The 17,566-nt window shown below is 64.6% G+C and carries 14 protein-coding genes; 9 read left to right on the top strand and 5 right to left on the bottom strand.

What is annotated here, in order from left to right; translation table 11 throughout:
• From nifJ to E6J58_01030, 3 genes are all read left to right on the top strand, one after another.
• On the top strand, positions 1-2,929 hold a 2,929-nt coding region (gene nifJ, locus E6J58_01040), incomplete at its 5' end, for a pyruvate:ferredoxin (flavodoxin) oxidoreductase (GenBank protein TMB43318.1).
• An 8-nt stretch (positions 2,930-2,937) separates the two neighbouring features.
• Positions 2,938-3,939, top strand: coding sequence for a dihydroorotate dehydrogenase-like protein (locus tag E6J58_01035; protein TMB43317.1), 1,002 nt, complete (start codon positions 2,938-2,940; stop codon positions 3,937-3,939).
• The gene (locus tag E6J58_01030; protein TMB43316.1) at positions 3,864-5,096 is read left to right on the top strand and encodes an NnrS family protein; all 1,233 of its coding nucleotides are present in this window, start codon (positions 3,864-3,866) and stop codon (positions 5,094-5,096) included. The genes E6J58_01035 and E6J58_01030 overlap by 76 nt, the downstream gene beginning before the upstream one ends.
• On the opposite strand, the gene E6J58_01025 is transcribed toward E6J58_01030, so the two are convergent.
• Positions 5,093-6,514, bottom strand: coding sequence for an ammonia-forming cytochrome c nitrite reductase subunit c552 (locus E6J58_01025; protein ID TMB43315.1), 1,422 nt, complete (start codon positions 6,512-6,514; stop codon positions 5,093-5,095). The genes E6J58_01030 and E6J58_01025 overlap by 4 nt on opposite strands.
• A gap of 1 nt (position 6,515) precedes the next feature.
• A complete protein-coding gene (gene nrfH, locus E6J58_01020; protein TMB43314.1) occupies positions 6,516-6,977 on the bottom strand; it encodes a cytochrome c nitrite reductase small subunit in 462 nt (153 codons plus the stop codon).
• Between the two features lie 177 nt (positions 6,978-7,154).
• Between nrfH and E6J58_01015 the strand changes: the two genes are divergently transcribed.
• The gene (locus E6J58_01015; protein ID TMB43313.1) at positions 7,155-7,721 is read left to right on the top strand and encodes a TlpA family protein disulfide reductase; all 567 of its coding nucleotides are present in this window, start codon (positions 7,155-7,157) and stop codon (positions 7,719-7,721) included.
• 205 nt (positions 7,722-7,926) lie between these two features.
• Here E6J58_01015 and E6J58_01010 read toward each other — a convergent pair whose 3' ends face one another.
• Together E6J58_01010 and E6J58_01005 are read right to left on the bottom strand one after the other, a co-directional pair.
• On the bottom strand, positions 7,927-8,559 hold the full coding sequence (locus tag E6J58_01010; GenBank protein ID TMB43312.1) for a hypothetical protein: 633 nt from the start codon (positions 8,557-8,559) through the stop codon (positions 7,927-7,929).
• Positions 8,556-9,314 carry a nucleotidyl transferase AbiEii/AbiGii toxin family protein gene (locus E6J58_01005; GenBank protein TMB43311.1) on the bottom strand — a complete coding sequence of 253 codons (759 nt, stop codon included), beginning with the start codon at positions 9,312-9,314 and terminating at the stop codon, positions 8,556-8,558. Before E6J58_01005 ends, E6J58_01010 begins: the two co-directional genes overlap by 4 nt.
• A 311-nt stretch (positions 9,315-9,625) precedes the next feature.
• Between E6J58_01005 and E6J58_01000 the strand changes: the two genes are divergently transcribed.
• On the top strand, positions 9,626-10,966 hold the full coding sequence (locus E6J58_01000) for a hypothetical protein (GenBank protein ID TMB43310.1): 1,341 nt from the start codon (positions 9,626-9,628) through the stop codon (positions 10,964-10,966).
• A gap of 195 nt (positions 10,967-11,161) precedes the next feature.
• On the opposite strand, the gene E6J58_00995 is transcribed toward E6J58_01000, so the two are convergent.
• The gene (locus tag E6J58_00995; GenBank protein TMB43309.1) at positions 11,162-11,680 is read right to left on the bottom strand and encodes a hypothetical protein; all 519 of its coding nucleotides are present in this window, start codon (positions 11,678-11,680) and stop codon (positions 11,162-11,164) included.
• Positions 11,681-11,837: 157 nt separating this feature from the next.
• Between E6J58_00995 and E6J58_00990 the strand changes: the two genes are divergently transcribed.
• The 4 genes from E6J58_00990 to E6J58_00975 all read left to right on the top strand — a co-directional run bounded on the left by E6J58_00990 (position 11,838) and on the right by E6J58_00975 (position 17,163).
• Positions 11,838-12,257 carry a hypothetical protein gene (locus tag E6J58_00990; GenBank protein TMB43308.1) on the top strand — a complete coding sequence of 140 codons (420 nt, stop codon included), beginning with the start codon at positions 11,838-11,840 and terminating at the stop codon, positions 12,255-12,257.
• A gap of 399 nt (positions 12,258-12,656) precedes the next feature.
• Positions 12,657-13,232: a sigma-70 family RNA polymerase sigma factor gene (locus tag E6J58_00985; protein TMB43307.1), complete on the top strand. Its 576-nt coding sequence runs from the start codon at positions 12,657-12,659 to the stop codon at positions 13,230-13,232.
• Positions 13,175-15,856 (top strand): tetratricopeptide repeat protein, encoded by a 2,682-nt coding sequence (locus E6J58_00980; protein TMB43306.1) that lies wholly within the window; start codon positions 13,175-13,177, stop codon positions 15,854-15,856. Before E6J58_00985 ends, E6J58_00980 begins: the two co-directional genes overlap by 58 nt.
• A gap of 551 nt (positions 15,857-16,407) precedes the next feature.
• The gene (locus E6J58_00975) at positions 16,408-17,163 is read left to right on the top strand and encodes a hypothetical protein (GenBank protein ID TMB43305.1); all 756 of its coding nucleotides are present in this window, start codon (positions 16,408-16,410) and stop codon (positions 17,161-17,163) included.
• The last annotated feature ends 403 nt before the right edge of the window (positions 17,164-17,566 follow it).

Genomic DNA, 17,566 nt, shown 5'->3' with positions numbered 1-17,566 from the left:
CGGCAGCGCGCAGAACCCTGACGTGTTCTTCCAGGCGCGCGAGGCCGCAAACCCTTACTACCTCGCCTGTCCGGAGATCGTACAGGACGCGATGGACGCGCTGGCCGCGCGCGTGGGCCGGCAATACCGCCTCTTCGACTACGTCGGTCATCCCGAGGCCGAACGTGTGCTGGTCATGATGGGGTCCGGCGCCGAGGTCGCGCACGACGCGGTCGACTGGCTGAACGCGCGCGGCCACAAGGTCGGACTCCTCAAGGTGCGGCTGTACCGGCCGTTCGCGGTAGACGCTTTCGTCCGCGCGCTGCCCGCGAGCACGCGCAGGATCGCCGTGCTGGATCGCACGAAGGAGCCCGGCGCAGTGGGCGAGCCGCTCTACCTGGACGTGGTCTCTGCGCTGCGCGAGGCCCGCGAGGATGGGCTGACGGAGCTCGACCCTTTGATCATCGGCGGACGGTACGGCCTCTCCTCCAAGGAATTCACGCCGGCCATGACGGTGGGCGTCTTCGACGAGCTCTCCAAGTCCCGGCCCGGACGTCATTTCACCGTCGGCATCGTCGATGACGTGACCCGTCTGTCGGTCGACTACGACCGCGAGTTGGACATCGAGGGCGACGACGTGGTGCGAGCGGTCTTCTTCGGTCTCGGCGCCGACGGCACTGTCGGGGCGAACAAGAACTCGATCAAGATTATCGGCGAGGAGACGGACAACTACGCCCAGGGCTACTTCGTCTACGACTCGAAGAAGTCGGGGGCGGTGACCATCTCGCACCTGCGCTTCGGCCCGCGGCCGCTTCGCTCCAGTTATCTGGTGAAGCAGGCAGGGTTCGTCGGCTGCCACCAGTTCACCTTCCTCGACAAGTTCGACGTGCTCGAGTACGCCGCGCCGGGCGCGGTCTTCCTGCTCAATGCTCCGTACTCGAAGGAGGCGGTCTGGGACCATCTCCCGCGCGAGGTGCAGAAGGCGCTGATCGACAAGCGCATCCGCTTCTACGTCATCGACGCGCTCGCGGTGGCAAACGCCACCGGCATGAAGGGCCGCATCAACACCGTGATGCAGACCTGCTTCTTTGCCATCTCCGGCGTCCTGCCAAAGGACGAGGCCATCACCGCCATCAAGAAGGGCGTGCAGAAGACGTACGGCAAGAAGGGCACCGCCGTAGTCCAGAAGAACTTCGAGGCCATCGATCAGACGCTGGCGAACCTCCACGAAGTGCCGGTGCCTACGCAGGTCACCTCGCGCTTCTCGCTGCCGCCCATCGTCCCGGATACGGCACCCGATTTCGTGCGCAAGGTCACCGCGGTGATGTTGGCGGGCAAGGGCGATTTGCTTCCCGTTTCGGCGTTCCCGGTGGACGGCACGTTCCCGATCGGCACCACGCGCTGGGAGAAGCGCAACATTGCCGCCGAGATCCCGGTCTGGGACGAGGTCCTCTGCATCCAGTGCAACAAGTGCGCGATGGTCTGTCCGCATGCGACCATCCGCGCCAAGGTCTACGACGGCGCTCATCTGGCCGGTGCTCCCGCCACGTTCAAGGCGACGGACTACCGCGGCACCGAATGGAAAGGTTCCAGGTACACGATCCAGGTCGCCGCCGAGGATTGCACCGGTTGCAGCCTCTGCGTGATGGTCTGCCCCTCCAAGGACAAGTCGAATCCGCGGCACAAGGCCATCGACATGCATCCCCAGCTGCCGCTGCGGGAAGCCGAGCGCGCGAACTACGAGTTCTTCCTGGGCCTGCCCGAAGCCGACCGCAGCAAAGTCCGGCTCGACGTGAAAGGTACCCAGCTCCTGCAGCCGCTGTTCGAGTATTCGGGGGCGTGCGCGGGCTGCGGCGAGACGCCCTACATCAAGCTGATGACGCAGCTCTTCGGCGACCGCGCGCTCATCGCTAACGCAACCGGCTGCTCGTCGATCTACGGCGGAAACCTGCCCACCACTCCCTACTGCACGGACTCGAGCGGCCGCGGCCCCGCGTGGGCGAATTCGCTCTTCGAGGACAATGCCGAGTTTGGCCTCGGCTTCCGGCTTGCGGCCGACAAGCACGAGCAGCAGGCGCGCGAGCTGCTTGAGCGGCTCTCGGCCCGGTTCCCCGCGCAGCTCGTGGCGGAGCTGATCGCCGGCGACCAATCAACCGAGCCGGGGATCGCGGCGCAGCGCGCGCGCGTCGCGGAGCTGAAGCGGCTGCTCAGGACGTTCTCCGACGCGGAGTCCGGGAGACTCGCGCTTCTCGCAGACTATCTGGTGAAGAAGAGCGTCTGGATCGTCGGCGGTGACGGCTGGGCCTACGACATCGGCTACGGCGGCCTCGACCACGTGCTCGCGCTGGGCCGCAAGGTCAACATCCTCGTCGTCGACACCGAGGTCTACTCGAACACCGGCGGCCAGGCCTCGAAATCGACTCCCATCGGAGCAACGGCCAAGTTCGCGGTGGCCGGAAAAGCACGTCCCAAGAAGGACCTGGGAATGCTGGCGATGAGCTACGGCAACGTTTATGTGGCGCGGGTCGCCTTCGGAGCCAAGGACGCCCAGACGCTCAAAGCGTTCCAGGAGGCCGATTCCTATCCGGGAACCTCGCTGATCATTGCCTATAGCCAGTGCATCGCACACGGCTACGACATGGCGTTCGGCGTCGAGCAGCAGAAGCTCGCCGTCGAGACCGGCTACTGGCCGCTGTACCGCTTCGATCCGCGGCGCGCCGTCGACGGCGGGAGCGCTTTCAAGCTCGATTCCTCGCCGCCTAAGGGCGACCTCGCCGCGTACATGCGCAACGAGACTCGCTTTCGCATGACCGAAAACCAGAATCCGGACCGGTACCGCGAGCTGGTCAAGTCCGCGAAGAACGACATCCAGGAGAGATTCCGCCTGTACGAGAAGCTCGAGAAGGGCGTCCCGATCACGCCCTCTGGCGCCGCGCCGGCGGGAAAGTAGGACAGGCGATGGACCTGACCACCGAGTACCTCGGCCTCAAGCTCGATTCTCCTCTCATGCCGGGCGCCTCACCGCTGGCAGACAGCCTGGACATGGTGCGGCGCCTCGAAGACGCCGGCGCCTCGGCCATCGTCATGCGTTCCATCTTCGAAGAGCAGATCACGCGCGAGACGACCGGCAACATCTACGCCATCGAAACGCCCGCTGAATCGTTCGCCGAGGCGATCTCCTATTTCCCGAAGGCGAGCGAATTCTCACTGGGGCCCGACGAGTACCTGGACCAGCTCCGCTGCATTACGGAAGCGGTCGCAATCCCGGTGATCGGCTCGCTGAACGGGATCACGGCGAGAGGTTGGCTCGAATACGCGATGCGGATCCAGGAGGCCGGCGCCGACGCGCTGGAGCTGAACGTCTACTATCTGCCGACCGATGCCGCCGAGGCGAGCGAGGCGGTCGAGCGTCGTACCATCGACATCGTCCGGCTGGTGAAGGGCGCGCTGCGGATTCCGGTCGCGGTGAAGCTCTCGCCTTTCTTCTCCGCATTGCCGCACCTTGTCCGCCAGCTGGAGTGCGCCGGCGCAGACGGCATCATCCTGTTCAACCGGTTCTATCAGCCGGACATCGACGCGGAGAACCTGGAGGCGGAGCCAAGGCTGCACCTCTCCGATCCTTCGGAGCTGCTCCTGCGGCTGCGATGGCTGGCGATCGTCGCCGCCGGCGTCAACGTCCCGCTGGCCATCTCGGGCGGCGTGCATTCGGGGCTCGACGCCATCAAGTCGGTGATGGCTGGCGCGAGCGCGGTCCAGGTCGTCTCCGCCCTGCTGAAGAAAGGGCCCGATCACCTGCGTACGCTTCGACTCGAGATGGAGCGCTGGATGCAGGAGCACGAGTACGAGTCGCTGAAACAAATGCGCGGAAACATGAGCCTTGCCCATTGTCCGGACCCGAACGCGTTCTCGCGCGCCAACTACATGCGTATCTTGCAGTCGTGGCGGGTCGGCCTCTCGTGACTGCCGTGCCATTCGAGCTGCGCATCGCCTCCTCGGTGCGCGATGCGCCTGCGTGGCGCCGTGAGCCCTATCGCGTCTTCTTTCCGCTCGGCGCGGCACTCGCCTGGGCGGGCGTGCTGCATTGGCTCCTGTTTGCCCTCGGTGTCACCGACGAATACCGCTCCATCTTCCACTCGATGGCACAGATCCAGGGCTTTTTGGCCAGTTTTGCCGTCGGTTTTCTCTTCACTATGATTCCGCGACGCACCGGCACCGCTCCGCCCGCGCCGTGGCAGATGGCGGTAGGCCTGGTGGCCCCCATCGGGACGACGATCTGCGCGTGGTTCGAGCAGTGGGCCCTCGCGCAGGTCTTCTGGCTCGCGCTGCTCGCCGTCATTATCGGGTTCGCGCTCCGCCGGTTCCGCGAGGGCGACGTGCCTCCCAGCTTCGTATGGGTCATCGGCGCGCTCGCGATGGGAGTAGTGGGCGCCGTCCTCGCCGGATTCGGCGCGGCGAGCGAACGCATGTGGCTGCACGACATCGGCCGCGGGCTCGTGCTCCAGGGCGTGATGACGGGCCTCATCCTCGGCGTCGGCGGCTTCCTCATTCCGGCGATCTGCAGGGGCGCACCGCCGGGACGCATTCCCCGTATCGCGCACCTCGCGCTGGGCCTTGCCTTCGTCGGGAGTTTCTTTATCGAGACGGAAGCCATCCGCGCAGCGTTTGCGCTGCGCGCTGCGGCCGTCGGACTTGCTCTCATCCCCTCGGCGCGGCTCTGGATCTACCCGACATTACCAGGGCTGCATCGCCGGTTGGTCTGGATCGCTGCCTGGATGATGCCCATCGGCTATGCTTTCGTGGCCGCGCTGCCGGAATACAGACGAATCGGCCTTCACATCGTCTTCATCGGATGCTACGCGCTCCTGACCCTCTCCGTGTCGGTGCACGTGGTGCTCTCGCACGGCGGCCGCGCCGAGCTGTTGGCAAGAACGCCACGCCCGCTGGTCGGAGTCGGAGTGCTGCTCGCCCTCGCCCTCGCGTGCCGGTTGCTGGTGGACGTCGACGCGGCCCGCTTGAATCTCTGGCTCGGAATCGCCGCCGCGTGCTTCCTCGCTTCCACAGTTTGCTGGGCGTTGTTGCTCCTTCGCCGCACGCCAGAAGAGGCGGTTAAGCGCTAGGGAGTCTTCGGCGGCTGCGCCGGCGCGGGTGCGGCAGGCTGCTGCGAGCGCCCGGGGCGCAGTGCCAGCTGCCCCTGCCGGGCCAGATCGATCGCGGCCGCGAGCACCCGCGCCGACTCCTGCGGCGCGTGGAACCCCATCGAGTTCTCCGATTCCACGAAGTCGACCAACCACTGCGACTTGCGGTGGAGCGAGCGCGCGGGGTCGAGCTCCGCATCGGGTCGGCCGGACTCTCTGGCGCTCTTGAGATCGCCGATTAGCGCCACGACCGCGTCGAGCGCGCGGTTGCGCAGCTCGAAGTGGCGATCCTGGATGATCTCGACCCGGTCCTTCAGCTCCTGCTCCGGCCACCGGTGGCAGGTCTGGCAGGCGTGGTTGATGTTGAGCACGGGACTGCGCACGTCGTGGTCGCTGATCTTCAGAGCGCCGACCCGCATGTACGGCATGTGGCAGTCGGCGCACGCGACGCCCGAGCGCGCGTGGATTCCCTGGTTGAACGTCTCGAACTCGGGATGCTGCGCCTTGAGCATCTGCGTCCCGGTGTCCTTGTGGACCCAGTCCTTGAACCCGAGCTCGTCGTACCAAGCCATGATTTCATCGGCCTTCAGGCCCTTGTTCCAGGGATAGGTCAGGCGCTTCTCCTTGCCCTTGAAGTAGTACTCGACATGGCACTGCCCGCAGACGTAGCTGCGCATCTCCTGGCGCGTCGCCTGGGTATTGACGTCATAATTCTTGATGCCCTGCCCTTCCTTGTACGCACGCATGCCTTCGATGAATCCGGGGCGGGTGATTCTCAATTGCATCGTCTTCGGATCGTGACAGTCGATGCACGCGACCGGATACTTCACGTGCTTGACGGCCTCTTGATACGGCATCGGGTTAAGCTTCTCGAACCCTTTGATGAGATCGCCGCCGCCTGCCTCGCGATACGTCACCACCATGGACCCGTGGCAATGCAGACACGTTCCCGGCTGCTGCACGGCCTGCTGGCGGCCGGTGAAGATCTGGTCCTCGAGCATGTAGGCGTGGCCGCGGCGTTCGCGGAAGTCCTTCGAGAATGCGTACCCGGCATAGATCGTCGTCAATCGCGGGTCGCGCTCGAGGCGCGAGCGCGCGACGACCGAGCGTGGATCTGCCTGCGTCGGAGTGCGCGGCAATGCCTCGCTGCCACCGTATTTGGTGCGGACCTGATCGATGGTTCGCAGATACTGATCGTACTGTAGGGGAAAGTTCTTTCCCCAGAGCGCGGGGTCCTCCGTGGTCTCGGTCAACTCGACCACGCGATAGAACGGATTCTGGGCTTCTTGCTTGCGCGTGAAGATGTTGACGAGCAGCGCGACCAGCGCAGCGACGGCGATCGCGGCGAAGACGACCGCCAACCCGGTCGGCGTGATGCGACGGGAACCTGGCTCGGCCATGTCACTCTCCTGCGTGCAAGTGCCCCACGTTGCGGTGGCAGCGGACGCACGACAGCTCGCGTCCCGGCGCGTGCTGTGAATCGATCGCGTCCACGATGGCGGCGTGGCAACTGCGACACGTCGACTCGGTGACCTTCAAGTCCGCCGGAACGATTCGGATGGGCTCGGGAAAGCGCCCGGTGGTGAAAGCGAACGAGTGGCGAAACCCGTTCTCGGCCTTGACGAACCACTTCGCGAAGAAGCGGTGCGGCGTGTGGCAGGAATTGCAGGTCGCGACCGAGCGATGGCTCGACTTCACCCAGCCATCGAACTGCTCGCGCATCACGTGACAGTTCATGCAGGCTTGGGGATCGTCGATCAGGTAGCTGTAACCGCGCGCGTAGACGAAGGTGTAGCCTCCGATCCCGACGGCCGCGCCCAACAGGGCGCCGAGAACCACGCCGGCCAGACTCGCGCCGCCCATCGTCCGGCGACGCTAGCATCTCGACGAATGCGTCGTCGATCCGATCTTCGTGAACGTCTGGCTAGGCACGCAAAATTTGCGCGTTCGTTAGCCCACTCGCAATCATTTCGTCCGTCTCTCGAGCATCCCGGCTGTCGGGATGGGCCTGATTGATGCACTCGCTTCCGCGAGGACTCGATGAACACCCGACTGAAATGGAGTCTTGCAGTCTGCCTGGTGGTGGCGGTCGGGACATTCGCAGCGAGGAAGGTCTCACTCGAGACGATCAGCGAGCTCGAACAGGCCCGCGCCACCCTCGATGCCCGCGAGCTTCCACGCGAGGCCGCGATCGCCTTCGCCTTGCCGATGCGGGACGGGGAAACGCTCGACTTCGAGCAGCTCAAAGGCAAGGTGGTCCTGGTGACCTTCTGGACCAGCTGGTGCCCGCCGTGCCGCGCCGAGGAGCCCAGCCTGCGTGAGCTGGCCACGATGTTTTCCCGTGACTCGTTCCAGCTCGTCGCTGTCAGCGCCGACGACGGTTGGGACGCCGTGGACAAGTTCTTCGCCGGCCGCAAGCCACCCTATTCGGTGGCGCTCGATCGAGGCGCCATCGTCTCGCGCTCCTGGGGAACGACGAAGTTCCCCGAAAGCTACCTCGTCGACGCGAGCGGCAACCTGCGACTCAAGTTCGCCGGTCCGCGCGACTGGACCGACCTCGACGTGCTCACGCTGCTGCAGGAATTGGGCGCGCGTCGCGCTCTTTAGTAAGAGGAGATCCGACTCCAGCTTTCCAGGCTGCGCTCCCGGCCTATGGAAACAGATCCTCGGCCCTGGCGAGTTTCGAGGACCGCGAACGTGGAAAACCCGTGCGTGATCAATGATAGTTCGTTGGAACCGAGGGCGAAGCTGCGGGGTCGACGTGGGTCAACGCCAAAACTCACGAGTGCCCTCCAGTTTGGACAAGATCTGGTCAAATTTTGCGGCCCACTCTGGTGCCTCGCGCGAGCACGTCGTCGAGCGTGCGCGCGACGATGGTTCTCAGCCGTTGGGAAGGAATGCGCCCGGCCCATTCGCGGGCCACGCTGCGCCGGAAGCCACGCGGGAGCTCGACTTCGGGAAGCGCAGCGAACAGCCGGCTGCGCGTCGGAGAGAGATACAGAAAATCGACGAGCGCCTTCTCAGGCGCCGCGAGCTTGATGCCCGAGTCCGGAAGCGACTCGAAGCCATCGAAGAAGGCTGGTTGCACGTGATGCACACTGTAGGTTCCGAGCCCCGTCTCGACCCGGCCGCTGCGCGCGAGCGAGACGAGGAAGATCATCGAGGGGATCTGCTCGATCATTCCGTGCTGGTAGAGCGCCGTCTGCAGCGACAAGTAGCTCGGGTATGGCGTCGTCACGTACTCGGCCAGGGCGAGCGGATCGGGTCGGTCGGCCAGCGCCCAAACGCCCTTGCGGAGCGGCGTTACCAGCCCCGACCGTGCAAGCCTCCGCAGCATATGGCTGGCCGCCTCACCCGATACCCCGAGCACCGCGGCCGCGTCGGCGGTGGTTGCGGCTGGCACGCGGAGCCTCTTGAGCCGACCCAGCGCCTCGCTCGCGTTCATGCGGGCACCTTCTCGAACTGCTCGATCACCTGCGCCTGCATGGCATCCCAGGCCTTGCGGGTGCCATATTCGTCCTGGTGCTCGGGCTTCAGGTAAGACGCGACCTGGGACTTGAACTCTGCGTACGAGACCTCCATTGAACGCTCAATGGCTTTCGGGACCTGGCTGCGAATGGGGCGCAGCGCGTCCACCTTCCCCGCCGCCTTGGAGAGGAGCACGACCAGGTCGAACACGTCGCGCGCCTGGACGGAGCTGCGGCCTACGAGTGCCCCGACCTTCTGCCGCAGCGCTGCGTCGAGTGGGTAGCGCGGCGCGAGAAGCGGCATGAGTTGGTAATCGGCCAGCACGCTCGCCGCGACTGGCTCGACCTTCGCCTGCTCCGTCGTCTTCCGCCGCGAGAATTCGATCTTCGTGTGCAGAGGCAACGAGCGGCCTTCGGCAGTCACGCCGAGCTTCCAGCGTTGCGTCGTCTCCGTCTGCTTCGGCGCGCTGACCTCACGCACCGAGATGCCGCGGCTCTTGAGCGGCAGCCGCAGCGCGGGCCCTTCCAGGATCTTGCCGACCTTCTCCTTCAGCGTTTGGACGGGGACGCGCTCGACGTCGAGGTCGATGTCCTCCGAGTAGCGGACGCTCTCGAAGAAGAAGCGCAGGTTGCAGCCGCCCTTGATGGCGAAGCGATCCTTGTCAGGCCCCGAGCAAAGGAGCCGGACGAAGTGCAGGTGAAAGAGCTCCACGACCTGGCGGTCCGATAGCATCGTGAACTAGACTGCGCGTTAAGGATACATGTGTCAAGATCACGACTTGTTAATTGTCGAGTCCCCAAGCGGGCCAAGGAGCATGGAACGTGGAATGCACCCCGTTTACTGACGCAGGAGCGACGCGCTCAGAACGCTCCGTGCCCGCTTCCATCGCCACCGTCCCGGACGATCGCCTAACTGTCGCGGACGTCTGTACGCAGCCTGCGACTACGGTGATCTCGAATGCGTGAGGTTCGAGAGCACCGTTCAGTTGCTTCCCGATCGGATGAGAGGTCGGATAAGACTGGCAACTCGCCGCCCTGCTCCGCATGCCAGCGGCCCGCTCGGTGGAGCGGCCGCGCACTGTGAATCCGCCTTGTGCCGGCGGGAATGGGCGAACGCTCCGGCTGTTCGGTGAGCGCATGGGACACGTCCTCACCGCGATTCTGCTGATTGGCGGCGCCTCGATCGTCGATCATGTCCTGGCTGCAAGAAAAGCCCGGCAGGCCGGCGACGCGAAGACCTGGCTCGCGGAAGGACAGCAGGCGCTCGCGCACGTTCCCGATCATCCCGACCTGCTCATCAGCATGGCCCGTGCCCAAGCCGCGAACGGGCACGCCACGGATGCTGTCGGGCTGCTGCGGCAAGCCATCGAACGCGGCGCCGGCCTCGAGGTGCAGCGCGTTCAGGAATTCCAGGCGCTCCCTGCTTCCGTCGAGTTGGATGATCTTTCCGTCCGCGCGCGCCGGAATCTCGCGGCCGTTCCACGTGCCGAGGTGTTCGCCGTCCTTCCTGACGCCACGGCGCAGCCCGAAGGCGTGGAATACGACCCCGCCACGCGGCGCGTGTTCACCGGCACGACGCACGGTGAAATCCTACAGATCGATCCCGCCGGCACCGTATCCACGTTCGTGCCCCGGGGCGGAGCGCTGCGCGAAGTCCTGGGCATCAAGGTGGACGCCCGGCGGCGGCTGCTATGGGCCGCGACCTGCGTGTACCCGGAGCTGTTCAGCGCCACGCAGGGCAAGCCGGACGCGGGGATTTCCGGCGTCATCGCGTACAGCCTCGAAACGGGCAAGCTGGTTCAGCAGGCGTGGCTCGACGAACGGCCATCCCTGCACGGGTTCAACGATCTCGCGGTGGCGCGCGGCGGCGACGTCTACGTCACCGACACGCCGCAAAACGCCGTCTATCGGTTGCACGGCGGCAAGCTGTCGCTGCTCTTTCGCCACCCGCGGATGTCGCTGCCGAACGGCATCGTGCTCGCGCCCGACCAGCGGCACCTCTACGTCGCAGCACTCGAAGGGTTGATCCGGTTCGACCTGCGCACGCAGATGTCGCAGCCGGTGGCGGTGCCGCGCGACGCGGCCGTGAACAGCATCGACGGGCTGTCATGGCACGAAGGAGCGCTGGTCGGCGTGCAGCGCTCGCCGTATCTCGCGCGCATCGTGCGGATCGAATTGTCTAAGGATGGCGCGTCGGTCGTGCGAACCGTCACGCTGAACGCGCGGTCGCCCGCGGAGTACAACCAGACCACCGTTGCCGTCGGGAAGGAATGGCTCTACGCCGTCGCGAGCGCTCCCGCGATCGACACGTCCGAGACCCCGCTCGCGTCAGCCCCGAAGCCGCAGATCCTCCGCATTCCACTGGAGGTGGCGACGAAACGCTGATGCACGTCGCGCGTTGCCGCGATTGCAATCCGGCGTGTTTTGAGACGATGGTGGGCGATCCTGTGCCGCTCCTGGGCGTACGCGTCGCTCTCTTCTCGTCTGCGGAGGGAGAGGTCGAATAAGTATCGTTGTGGCAACTCGCCGCCCTGCTCCGCATGCCAGCGGCCCGCTCCGTGGAGCGCACGCACTCCGGATTCAAGAGGTTGGACGAGCCGGCCCGTCAGCGCAGCGATGCTGCAGCTCGGGGACGTCGTCTTGCCTGAGCGAGGCCTTGGCGGGCGCCGGGAGGCGAGCCGAAGCGGCGGGCGGGCCGGTGGTGGGCAGGCCGAGGTGGCGGAGGATCCTCTCGATCACCGGCTTATCGTCGATGAAGGCGATGACCTTGCGGCGTCCGCCGCAGGGACAAGCGAGGATGTCTTCACGGAAGACGCGCAGGAGCAGCTCGCTGCAGGGAATGCGCGAATCGAGCGGCCGGAAAGGCTTGGTCGCTGGCGGCGGGTGGGAGGTGTCCGGCGCGTCGCTCGCACATGGTGCGTATGCGGGGCACGTACTCGGCGAGGGCGTTGGCACGATCTCCTTTCGCCACTTCGAGGCCGGCCCGAAGACGCCGTGGTAGCGCACGAGGTGAGCCCGCGGCGGCGGGACCAGCGTCGCGAGACGGCGGAGCAGTTCGCGCCGTCCGAGCAAGGCCGGGCAAAGCATCTGAACCGGCATCTCGGGCAGAAGCTCGCTACGGCCCTGACGGTGAAGGACGTCGACGAGTCCCGCACGAGGAGGCTGGCGGAGAGGACGCGCAGGAAAAGGCGCCCTCGCCGGCCACGCTCGACAAGGAAGTTGAGCTGCTCAAGCGCATGCTCAACTACGCGGTCGCGTGCGGCTCACTCGCGTCCAATCCGCTCGGAGCGGTGAAGCTGCTGCGCAAGCCCAACGTGCGCCGGTCAGTGCTGGACGATACGCGGCCTTCAAACGGTTCGTCGCCGCCGCCGAGGATCAGCTCAAGCCGACCATCCTGGTGGCGTATGTTTCGTGCGCGTGCACTGCGGCGAAGCTCACGGGCGTGTGGCTTCACGACCTACGGCGCAGCTTCGTCACCAACGCCCGCCGGCGCGGAGTGCCGGAGTCGGTCGTGATGAAGATGTCGGGACACCGCACCAGGGCCGTCTTCGATCGCTACAACATCATCGAGGAGGACGACCTGCGCGAGGCGGTGAAGCGGCTCGAGGCCGGCGTCGCGAAGCGCGGCGGTGGTTCTGGACAAGATCTGGACAAAGTGGACGGAAAGGGGGCCTGAACACACGAAGGCCCCATCGGCTAACGGCCGACAGGGCCTAGGTTTTGATGGTTGCGGGGGGCCGATTTCCTACTCAGACACAGCCGACACGATCGCCCTCCGTATCAGCGGCTCTCGCGCGGTCCGCAGAGCGCAATCAGGCCAGCGGCACGGGACGTCTGAATGAAGTGCGGGCATACCGGAGCCCAGAAAAGTGCCGACCTAGGGCTACATCTGATACGCGCCCTGCGACTGGTCTGTCGCCCGTTGCTCATCTAGTTAGCCCATCGCCTTTTCTGGTGAGCGAACAAGCGGGTCGCCGGTGCCGATACCCACCTCCTCTTGCGCTTACATCCTGTCTTACCGTTCTCGCCTGGAAGCGCTATGACCGGCCATGCTTAGCCCAAAGAGGTGCGGCCGATGATCGCGGCAACGGCGGGGATGGATCGACGGCTCACGAACGCGCAAAGGGCGGACGAACCGGCGGTCGATCAACTCATGCCGGTGGTTTACGAACAGTTGCGCCGGCTTGCGAAACGCCACTTGGCTGGCCACCGGCGGGGTCACACGCTCCAGACGACGGATCTCGTCAACGAGGCCTACCTCAAGCTCGCTCACCGGCGTGAGACCGAGTGGAAAGATCGACCTCACTTTGTGGCCGTTGCCTCGCGGGCGATGCGCTGCGTCCTCGTCGACTACGCCCGGGGGCGCGGCTCCGCCAAGCGCGGGGGCAATCCGGTCCGAGTGTCGCTCACCGAGGCGGAAGAAGGCGCAGAGCCGGGAAGTGCGGAGATCCTCGCCGTTCATGACGCGCTGACCGGATTGGCTGGGATCGATCCGCGTAAAAGTCAGATTGTCGAGCTGAGGTACTTCGGCGGTCTCAGTGTCGAAGAGATCGCGGAGCTGATCGGTCTCTCGGCCAGAACGGTGAAAAGAGAATGGCGCTGGGCGAGAGCCTGGCTGTATCGCGAGCTGAGCAACGAGCGACCCGGATGACCCCGGAACGGTTTCGACAAGTCGACCGATTGATATCCCTGGTGCTGACACGTAAAGAGAGCGAGCGCATCGCTTTCCTCGACGAGGCGTCTGCCGGAGACGACGAGCTGCGCCGAGATGTGGAATCTCTTCTCGCCTCCGATCAAAACGCCGGGACCTTTCTTGCCCGACCTGCCGCGCAGCTCGTCGCCAAGGGACTGGCGGAGGGGTTGGAAGGAGGAGTGAAGCAAGCCGGTCCCGGCACCGCGCCCCCCACCGCCCTCGGGCGTTACCTCGTCGAGCGAGAGCTCGGCAGCGGCGGCATGGGGGCGGTTTATGCCGGCTATGATCCGGAGTTGGGCCGAAAGGTCGCGATCAAGCTGATCCGCCCGGAACCAACGGGAAGAATGGATCCGAGGGAAAGCCGAGCGCGACTTCTACGCGAAGCGCAGTCCCTGGCTCAGGTTACGCACCCCAACGTCATTGCCATCCACGACGTGGGTACGTTCAAAGACCAGGTCTTCATTGCGATGGAGTACATCGAGGGGTGCACCGTCAGCGACTGGCTCTCAGCTGAAAAGCGAAAGTGGTCCGATATCGTGGGAATCTTTGTGCAGGCGGGAAGGGGACTCGCGGCGGCACACGCAAAGGGCATCGTTCACCGCGATTTCAAACCAGACAACGTGTGGCTCGGCGAAGACGGCCGCGCTCGCGTGCTCGACTTCGGGTTGGCGCGTCCGATGCGGGCCGATTTCGGGGCGGAGGATCCAGCTCCCAACGAACAGCCTGGCGACGACACGAAATCGTCACCGCACCTTGCGATGCTCGGCGCTCAGCTCACCGAACCGGGTAAGTTGCTCGGCACTCCGGCGTACATGGCGCCCGAACAGCTGAACAACGAACCCGCGGATGCAACGACAGACCAGTTCAGCTTTTGCGTGGCGTTGCATCAGTCGCTCTATGGCGAGTTGCCGTTCACCGGGGAGAGCGTTGGAGCCCTCCTCGCGGCCATCAAGGAGCGCAGAATCAATGCGCCAAAATCCAGCCGCGTCCCTTCGTGGCTGCGGCGGCTTCTTCGACGTGGATTGAGTCCAGACCGGGCGGACCGTTTCGAGTCGATGGACCGCCTGCTCGACGAGCTCGGGCGTCGGCGCTTCGTGGCCCGGGGCCGCATTCTGGTCACGGCGTTGATGCTCCTCGCGACAGCGTTGGTGCTTGGTCGGATTGAATGGGCCAAACGCGGCGCTTCAGCGGGCCACATCCGATCGCTTGTCGTGCTGCCGCTCGAAAGCCTTTCCCAAGACCTGGCGCAGGGTCCGGACTATTTTGCGGAGGAAGTCACCGATGCGCTGACAAGCCATTTGGCGCAGATCGCGGCATTGCGCGTCATCTCTCGAACTTCGGCGATGCGGTACAATGGACGGACAGTCCCGCTATCCGAAATCAGTCGAGAGCTGCACGTGGACGCCGTCGTCGAGGGCACAGCGGCCCGGGTGGGCGAGCGCGTTCGAATCTCGGTGCATTTGATCGACGCGCACAGAGATCATCAACTTTGGGCCGAAAATTACGAGCGCGATTTGCGCGACATCCTGGCGCTGCAGGGCGAGATAGCGCGGGCGATCGCCAACCAGATCAAAATCCAGATGACCCGGGGAGAACAGACCCGCTTCGCTTTGGCGTCCCAAGTGAATCCAGGCGCGTATGAGGCATACGCGAGGGGTCGCTATTTCTGGAACAAGAGGACGGCAGACGGCTTCCACAAAGCGATTGCTTACTTCGACGAGGCGATCGAACGAGATCCAGGTTACGCGCTCGCCTACGCCGGGTTGGCGGACTCCTATAACCTCGCGGCCATGTACAGCGTGTTGCCATCCCAAGAGGTCTTGCCGAAAGCGAAAAAAGCGGCGACCCGGGCCTTGGAGCTCGACGAAGGGCTTGCCGAGGCGCATACCTCGCTGGCGCGAATCCATGAGAATCTCGACTGGGACTGGTCGGCTGCAGAGAGAGAGTTCAGGCGCGCGATCGAGCTAAATCCCGGATATGCCACCGCCCACCATTGGTATGCGGAATACCTCTCTGCGCACGGTCGGCACGAAGAAGCGTTGTCGGAAAGCAACAAGGCCCACCAACTCGACCCTTTTTCGCTCACGATCAATACCAGCCTTGGACTGATTTTGGCGGAGGGAGGACGAGAAGATCTCGCCATCGAACGGTTTCGGAAGACCGTGGAGATGGATGCCAATTTCAGTTATGTGCATTTCCAGTTTGGCAGGACGTATTTGCGAAGGATGGCCTTCGTGGAGGCAATTGCCGAATTCCAGAAAGCCAGCGCCCTCTCCCCCACGATGTCGCGGTATGCGTCGGCGCTTGCACATGCCTACGCCCGCGCAGGGAGAGAAGCCGAAGCGCACCAAGTGCTCGAGGAGCTCGCGCGCTCCTCACACGGACCCCATTCTTCCTGGACTGATATCGCAATCATCCATGCCGGGTTAGGTCAGAACGACCAAGCGTTTGCCTCCCTTGAAAAGGCCTATGCCCATCGCGAGTGGAGGTTGGTTCGGATGAAAGTGGAGCCCATGTTAGACCCAGTGCGCGCGGACCCGCGTTTTGGCGACCTGCTGCGCCGATTAGGCCTGTCGCCTTAGAGCGGGGCGACACAGCAAGCGCGGCAGGGCCTGTCCCCGATCAGCCGAAATTTACGTTCTGCTTTGTAGGGGGCTCGGAGGACCCGTTCGGGATCCCGAGCTCCTTCAGAGCGGCCGAACGCCGCGCTGTACCGGCATTGCAATACGAGAATGGAGGAACCATGAAACGGAAGCAGAACTTAGAGGAGCTTCTCTGCGCCCTCGTTGCGACAATGGTCGCCTGCGGCATGGATACGGAACGCGAGACTGCTCGCGCCGTGAACACGCAGGCGTCCGAAAGCGCTGGAGAGGAGAACGGTCAGGACGAACACATTCCCAAAGGAATCTTGACGCACACCGTCGGGCCAGCCGCGACGGATCCTTGCGACCCGGGCGTGAGCGACCAGACTCCTTGTATTGCTACGGGCCTGAACGACCACGTTACATGGGTCGACACGAGCGCTCGACGGAACCAAAAGCTCCTCGTGTTCATGCCGGGCCATGGCATTCCTCCGAAGAGCTACGGGCTCGTTCAGATGGAGGCCGCACGGGCCGGCTATCATGTCGTCGGCTTGGCATTCGCGAACGGCACCGCGGCCCTCGCAGTTGCTTGCAGAGTCGCCGATCCGAACGCCTGCTTTCGGGATTCACGTCTCGAGATGCTCGATGGGACGCCGCGAGAGCACTCGGTCGTGCACCCCGGGGTCCCCAAAAGCATCTACAACTTGCTCCCGAAGCTGCTCCAATACCTCGGCAAGTACTATCCCGAGGAAGGATGGTCGCGATTCTTGCGGCATGGCGAGCCCAAGTGGTCACGGATCGCGGTCGGAGGGCACTCCCTGGGAGGCGGCCAGGCCGCATTGATCGCGAAGTCGCATCTCGTGGCTCGCGTGGTGCTGTTCTCCGCAGTGCCCGATAGCTTCAGTTCCACCGCGGCGAGCGCTCCGTGGGTCTCAACGGATGTGACGCCGGCGAATCGGTATTGGGGCCTCGCACATCAGCGCGAACCACTCTTCATGCCGATCCATGCGAGTTGGGGCCTGCTCGGGATGACCGCCTTCGGCGGCGACAAGTTTCCGGAGAACATGGAGCCTCCGTACGACTTCACGCACATGCTCGTCACGAACCTCGCGCCTCATCTCCCCTCTCAGGTCCCGCCATTGACGCCGATGGGTACCGACTTCCACTTGAGCATCGCCAGGGACGACCGCACCCCGCTCGGCCCCGATGGCACCCCCAGCCTGACCGACGCCTGGCGCTATCTGCTCACTGCACAAGCTGGCGGCGATGATGAGGATCGCAAGGATGATTCCGCCGAGGATCGCTGAGAAGCCGCTCATCGCTCCGGCAAGGCCCGGTCCCGAGAGAATTCTTCGAGGGGACCGGGCCTTGGATTTGGTTGCGGGGGCAGGATTTGAACCTGCGACCTTCGGGTTATGAGGGCGATTTCACCCAACCGGCAGACGGGCGTCGCCACTTATGTTTTCAGTCGTTCCGAGGAGTTGTGTGGGCAGGAAGTCCACCGAAGTCCACGCTGGGATCCACGAGTCCACTCGAGTTTGGACAAGATCTGGTCAAAGTTCCCGGCGGGCACCCTTCGAACCGGCGACCGTCGCCTTGGCAATTCGGAAGGACGGGATTCCCGAACTTCCACGGCGTTGCACTCTCAGCCCAAGGCTTCAATTTCACTCGAGACGGTCACGCGGCCCGATCCACGAATCTCCCATACCG

The organism is Deltaproteobacteria bacterium (genome assembly GCA_005879535.1).
Lineage (GTDB): Bacteria > Myxococcota > Myxococcia > Myxococcales > 40CM-4-68-19 > 40CM-4-68-19.
This window is presented reverse-complemented; position numbering and strand designations above follow the sequence as displayed.